Here is a 6185-nt window from a genome sequence, read left to right as displayed (position 1 = left end):
GATCATGCTCGGGGAATTGGCGGTGAATCGGGTGCTGGATAATCTGGAGTTGCCGCAGTAGCAGAGATTTGTGACAAGCCTTGAATGAGGCGATCTGGATGTTGACGTCTTCGCTGGCAAGTCCGCGAAGGCGACCTCACAGCCAAAACAAGTCTTCAGGCTAAAAAACGCCGCACCGCGCAATCGGGACGGCGTTTTTAATGCCGGTTACTGCGCAGTTAATATCTGCTTGGGCGCAATATTGCCGAAGCCCAGTTGCTTGCCATTGACGTAGCGCGTACCCCGCAAAATCTGCTCACCTTCGACCTCAACGAAGTCCTCATCCATGTACATCAACACGACCTTGGTCACTGGCGCAATGATTCCCGGGACCGTCAGATCACTTTGCAGCAGATTGAGCGCCCAATGAAACTGGATGACCGGCAAATCTCCGATTTCGATCTGACCCGTGTCATCCAGGGATCTGAAGTCTCTGCGTGCAGTCACTCGGAGCTTTCGCCCGACCTGCTCAAACTCCGGTTTGCTATAACGCACCTGCCGATGAGGGCCGGTCGCCCATTGATCGTTGTAATAACTGGGCGAGGTAAAGAGTTCGAACAGCGCCTGATTATCGCGGATGTTTCCCGCTGCACTGAACAGGTAGTTGTAGGAATAGTGGTTAGCCAGGCCGTCCAATTCAGGCCTGATCGCGTTGATCGGGTTGTCGAGATAATCCGGAATATAAGCATTGGCCATCTGTTTGAAATGGGTGAAATCCAAGTCCATGTCGAAAGTGACGGTGTAACGGATGGCCCGCTCTTTCGGGTTATGTTCCAGTCGCCCTGACACATATTCCAGGCCCATGCCCTCGAGTTTTCGGTAAATGCGCTCTGCCATGATAGTACTCTCCTGGTTCGGTAAACTTGCGCCCCTATCTCGAGGTCATGGACAGGGGTCCGTCTACTGTAAGAGTTGACAGGTGGACGGCATTTCCAGACCAACGGTCTCTGGACGACGTAGCCAACCAAAAGATATCTGCAAAGCCACCGCTCATCGGAAATACTCGATCACCTGTCAGATCTGACAGTGGCAAGAATTCCTGCTTCCTGCATCAAATGGAGCCTCCCGAGGCAATCACTCGAACGCAGGAGACATCCCCATGAACTCAGTTTCAGCAGTCACCGATCCAGCGGCGCCAAAAGTACTCGAAGCACATGGCTCTGCGGGGGATCAACTTGACTTCGATCATGTCTATTTCGCCCAATACGTCACTGCTCAAGTTCCGCACTTCACCGGCATGGCCCGCGGCCATACGGTTCGCATCACTTGGGAAAACCCTCGGCACACCTACCACTCGCAGGTGATCACCGTGGGAACCCCTGGCACTATCGACATCCGCATTCCACGCATGGAGGTGATCGATAGCATTGGCCACACGGTGAAGGTCTTTTACACGGTGCGTACGGCCCCGGGCACGACCTTGATTCCTTCGCTCTATTTGCTGCTGCACATTCTCCCTCAGCCATTCGATCTCTTGGCACCGACCCTGTCGAGTGATCAGAAAACTGTTAGCGTCAACTACTCAGGCATGACGACTGGCTATACGGTACGTGTGCGCGCTACCGCCAACACGCTATGGGAAAGTGATACGCGACCTGTTCAGGCAGGTGTCACACCAGTCTTTACACTTCCTTCTGACTGGCGAACAAACAATCGCGGCGCCGATGCCCTGATCAATTACACCGTGTACAAATCGGGAAGTGGTGAGCGGTTGATGTTTTCGAAGGTGTTGAGAACGCGAATAGGCGAAGTCACACCTGCTATCAGTGAGAACTTCGATGACATACCCACTCAACTTATAACGGTTGGCCAGCGCATCGCACTTTCGAGCATGACCATTACGTTTCTTTCAGGTAACGGACAAATGGGAATTTCCAACTCGCTAACCTATCCGCCAATCCCCGGGAAGCGCAGCGGGCAACTACTGCATCTTTGCTATCAAGCGTTGACAGCCCCACAGCGTTGCAGAATTGATCTCAAATCAGCCTGTTCAAGAGTCAGGTTTTGGCAAACCTGGACAGACAAAGCAACCACCACCGCTTTTTTTTACAACACTGCGGGTCAACTACTGGGAGAAAGAACATTTACTCGATCGGTTGCTGACGCCCATCTCGTCGAATTCACCTCAAATGGAATAACCAGAATTGAAATACTGTGCAGTACACCCGATTGGATTGGGCTGGATTACTTTTCATTCACCCCCTGAGCTGGGCAATGAGGGGTTTTCATGCAGGCAGCCCCGCATCAAGAATCCCGACGCAAATCCGGCGGAATCGGCAAATCATCCTTCAACGGATCCGGCCGCTTGCCCTTGCCCGCCTGGTGTTGGCGGATCTGGTAGACGTAAGCCAATACCTGCGCCACTGCCAGATACAGCCCGCCAGGAATTTCCTGCTCGAGCTCAGTTGAGTAATAGATCGAGCGCGCCAGCGCCGGCGATTCAAGCAGCATGACGTTGTTGGCCACTGCGATTTCGCGGATTTTCAGGGCGATGAAGTCGCTGCCCTTGGCCAGCAGCACCGGCGCGCCGCCCTTCTCCGAGTCGTATTTGAGCGCGACGGCGTAGTGGGTCGGGTTGGTGATGACCACGTCGGCTTCGGGAATCGCTGCCATCATGCGCCGCTGGGACATTTCGCGCTGGGTCTGGCGAATGCGTTGCTTGACCTCGGGGCGGCCTTCCTGGTCCTTGTGTTCGTCGCGCACTTCCTGCTTGGTCATCTTGAGCTTCTTCATGCTCTCCCAGATCTGCACCGGCACGTCGACGGCGGCGATGATGATCAGACCGCAGGCCAGCCACAGCGTGCTCCAGCCCACCAGCAGGACGCTGTGAATGATCGCCATATCCAGTGGTTCGTGGGCTATGCGCAGCAAGTCGTCGACGTCGGCGGACAACACCAACAGCGCCACGCCCAGAGTAATCAGAAACTTCGCCAGGGCTTTGAGCAGTTCGACCACAGCCTTGAACGAGAACATCCGTTTGAGGCCGGCGGCCGGGTTCATCCGGCTGAATTTGGGCGCCAGCGACTTTGCGGCGAACAGCCAGCCACCGAGGGAGATCGGCCCGATGATGGCGGCGAGCAACAGGGTGATCATCACCGGCTGAATCGCCAGCAAGGCGATCAACCCTGACTCCAACAGAAAACGGCCCATGGCGCCCTGATCCATGACCACTTCGCGGGACAGGGTGAAGTTCAGGCGCATCACGTCCATCATTTCTTGCGCGAGCATGCCGCCGAAGATCAGCAGCGCAGAGGCACCGGCCATCATCACGGCCAGAGTGTTGAGCTCTTTGGAACGGGCGATTTCACCCTTCTCACGGGAGTCCTTTTTGCGTTTCTCCGTGGGGTCTTCCGTTTTGTCCTGACCGCTTTCGCTCTCTGCCATGACTCAGCGCGCCCGTGCGAGTTCGCGTAGCAACTGCAAGGCCTCGCTGGCCAGCGGTTGATACTGGTTGAGAATGTCCGCCAGGCCCACCCAGACGATGAACAGGCCGAGCACCAGGGTCAGCGGAAAACCGATCGAGAAGATGTTCAGTTGCGGCGCGGCGCGGGTCATCACGCCGAACGCGATGTTGACCACCAACAGTGCGGTGACGGCCGGCAACACCAGCAGCAATGCGGCGCCGAGTACCCAGCCGAGTTTGCCGGCCAGTTCCCAGTAATGCGCAACCATCAGACCGCCGCCGACCGGCAGCGTGGTGAAGCTTTCAGTGAGGACTTCGAACACCACCAGATGGCCGTTCATCGACAGGAAAAGCAACGTCACCAGCATGGTGAAGAACTGCCCGATCACCGCCACCGAAACACCGTTGGTAGGGTCGATCATCGAGGCGAAGCCCATGCCCATCTGGATCGCGACGATCTGTCCAGCCACGGCAAAGGCCTGGAAGAACAGTTGCAGGGAAAAGCCCAGTACGGCGCCAACCAGAATCTGCTCGCCGATAAGCAGCAGGCCGCTGAGATCCAGCGGGCTGACGGCGGGCATCGGCGGCAGCGCCGGGGTGATGACCACGGTGATCGCCACGGCGAAATACAGACGCACGCGGCGCGGGATCAGGGTGGTGCCAAACACCGGCATGACCATCAGCATCGAGGCGACGCGAAACAGCGGCAACATGAACGACGCCACCCAGGTGCTGATCTGGGTGTCGGTCAGCTGAAGCAGCGACTGCATGGCTTAGCCGATGACCATCGGAATGTTTTTGTACAGCTGGATGATGTATTCCATGAACGTCTGCACGATCCACGGACCGCCGATGATCAGGGTCACCAGCATCACCAGCAGACGCGGCAGGAAGCTCAGAGTCTGTTCGTTGATCTGCGTGGCGGCCTGGAACATCGACACCAGCAGGCCGACCAGCAGGCTCGGCACCACCAGAATGGCGACCATCATGGTGGTCAGCCACAGGGCTTCACGAAAGATATCGACCGCGACTTCCGGCGTCATGGCGAAACACCTCCAAAACTGCTGGCCAGTGTACCGATGATCAGCGCCCAGCCATCGACCAGCACGAACAGCATGATCTTGAACGGCAGCGAAATGATCAGCGGCGAGAGCATCATCATACCCATGGCCATCAGCACGCTCGCGACAACGAGGTCGATGATCAGGAACGGAATGAAGATCATGAAGCCGATCTGGAAGGCGGTTTTAAGCTCGGAGGTCACGAACGCCGGTACCAGAATGGTCAGCGGCGCCTGATCCGGGCTGGCGATGTCGGTGCGCTTGGACAGGCGCATGAACAGCTCCAGATCGCTGGTGCGGGTCTGCGCGAGCATGAAGTCCTTGATCGGCACCTGAGCCTTTTCCACCGCTTGCTGGGCGGTGAGGGTTTCCGCCAGATAGGGTTGCAGCGCGTCGTTGTTCACCCGGTCGAACACCGGCGCCATGATGAACAGCGTCAGGAACAGCGCCATGCCGGTGAGGATCTGGTTCGACGGCGTCTGTTGCAGGCCGAGGGCCTGACGCAGGATCGAGAAGACAATGATGATCCGCGTGAAGCTGGTCATCAGAATGACCGCCGCTGGAATAAAGCTCAGCGCAGTCATGATCAGCAGGATCTGCAGACTGACCGAATATTCCTGCGCGCCGTCGGCATTGGTGCCCAACGTGATCGCCGGGATCGACAACGGATCGGCGGCGAACGCCAGCGGCGCGGCCAGCAACAGGACCAGCGTCAAGACGATGCGGAGCGCACCCATTACTTCGTATCCTTCTGGTCCTTGCCAAGAATCTTCAGCAGATGCTGAGCAAATTCCGGCGTCGCTTTTTCACTGGCGGTGGGGACTTCGACCGGCTCTTTGAGCACGTGCAGCGCGGTGATGGTGCTGGGGCTGAGGCCGAGCAGAATCTGTTCGTTGCCGACCTGCACCAGCATCAAGCGATCACGCGGACCGAGCGCGCGGGAACCGATCAGCTCGATCACCTGGCCCTTGCCCGCCGGCCCCGCCTGTTGCACGCGGCGCAACAGCCAGGCGAGGAAGAAGATCAAGCCCAGCACCAGCAGCAAACCGAACACCAGTTGCGTCAACTGACCGGCCACGCCGCTGTTGACCATTGGCGCGGTGGCGGCAGGCGCGGCATTGGTTGCGCTCGGCTCGGCAGCCAGCACGCTCAAGGGCCATGCCAGCAGCACCCAGAGAAACCTTTTCACTCAGCGCAGCTTCTTGATGCGTTCGCTTGGGCTGATCACGTCGGTCAGGCGGATGCCGAACTTCTCGTTGACCACCACTACTTCGCCGTGGGCGATCAAGGTGCCATTGACCAGCACGTCGAGCGGCTCACCGGCCAGACGATCGAGCTCGATCACCGAACCCTGGTTGAGTTGCAGCAGGTTGCGGATGTTGATGTCGGTGCTGCCGACTTCCATCGAGATCGACACCGGAATGTCGAGGATCACGTCCAGGTTCGGACCGTCGAGGGTCACCGGATCATTGTTCTTCGGCACACTGCCGAACTCTTCCATCGGCAGACGGTTGGAGCTGGAAGTGCCGGCGTCGGCAGCCAGCAGCGCATCGATGTCAGCCTGGCCGGCATCACCGGTTTCTTCCAGGGCCGCAGCCCATTCATCGGCCAGTGCCTGGTCGTCTTGGGCGTTCATATCGTCGTTCATCATGTGTCCTCGGCGGGCAACAATTCGGTTAAAT

8 protein-coding genes are annotated in these 6185 nt (G+C 57.8%); 1 reads left to right on the top strand and 7 read right to left on the bottom strand.

The genetic code is table 11. From position 1 onward, the window contains the following. Positions 1 to 207: 207 nt before the first annotated feature. Positions 208 to 876: a hypothetical protein gene (locus D8U61_RS27715; RefSeq protein WP_130928057.1), complete on the bottom strand. Its 669-nt coding sequence runs from the start codon at positions 874 to 876 to the stop codon at positions 208 to 210. A 262-nt stretch (positions 877 to 1138) separates the two neighbouring features. On the opposite strand from D8U61_RS27715, the gene D8U61_RS27880 reads away from it, so the two are divergent. Then, positions 1139 to 2245: a hypothetical protein gene (locus D8U61_RS27880; protein ID WP_177433380.1), complete on the top strand. Its 1107-nt coding sequence runs from the start codon at positions 1139 to 1141 to the stop codon at positions 2243 to 2245. A gap of 38 nt (positions 2246 to 2283) precedes the next feature. Here D8U61_RS27880 and flhB read toward each other — a convergent pair whose 3' ends face one another. From flhB to fliN, 6 genes are read right to left on the bottom strand one after another with little or no spacing between them, the layout of a single operon-like run. Beyond that, complete coding sequence (gene flhB, locus D8U61_RS27705; RefSeq protein ID WP_024012110.1) at positions 2284 to 3423, bottom strand: flagellar biosynthesis protein FlhB; 1140 nt, start codon at positions 3421 to 3423, stop codon at positions 2284 to 2286. A gap of 3 nt (positions 3424 to 3426) precedes the next feature. Continuing rightward, the gene (fliR, locus tag D8U61_RS27700; protein WP_016771066.1) at positions 3427 to 4212 is read right to left on the bottom strand and encodes a flagellar biosynthetic protein FliR; all 786 of its coding nucleotides are present in this window, start codon (positions 4210 to 4212) and stop codon (positions 3427 to 3429) included. A gap of 3 nt (positions 4213 to 4215) precedes the next feature. Beyond that, entirely contained in the window at positions 4216 to 4485 is a 270-nt protein-coding gene (gene fliQ / locus D8U61_RS27695) for a flagellar biosynthesis protein FliQ (RefSeq protein ID WP_016771067.1), read from the bottom strand. Next, positions 4482 to 5240 (bottom strand): flagellar type III secretion system pore protein FliP, encoded by a 759-nt coding sequence (fliP, locus tag D8U61_RS27690; protein ID WP_016771068.1) that lies wholly within the window; start codon positions 5238 to 5240, stop codon positions 4482 to 4484. Before fliP ends, fliQ begins: the two co-directional genes overlap by 4 nt. Continuing rightward, positions 5240 to 5692, bottom strand: coding sequence for a flagellar biosynthetic protein FliO (gene fliO / locus D8U61_RS27685; RefSeq protein ID WP_130928056.1), 453 nt, complete (start codon positions 5690 to 5692; stop codon positions 5240 to 5242). The genes fliP and fliO overlap by 1 nt, the downstream gene beginning before the upstream one ends. Continuing rightward, entirely contained in the window at positions 5693 to 6154 is a 462-nt protein-coding gene (gene fliN / locus D8U61_RS27680; RefSeq protein ID WP_162999812.1) for a flagellar motor switch protein FliN, read from the bottom strand. It lies immediately after the preceding gene. Between the last annotated feature and the right edge of the window lie 31 nt (positions 6155 to 6185).

The organism is Pseudomonas sp. Sample_14 (assembly GCF_004307515.1).
Taxonomy (GTDB): domain Bacteria; phylum Pseudomonadota; class Gammaproteobacteria; order Pseudomonadales; family Pseudomonadaceae; genus Aquipseudomonas; species Aquipseudomonas atacamensis.
Note: the sequence above shows the minus strand (reverse complement) of the source record. Positions and strands in the feature narration are given on the sequence as shown.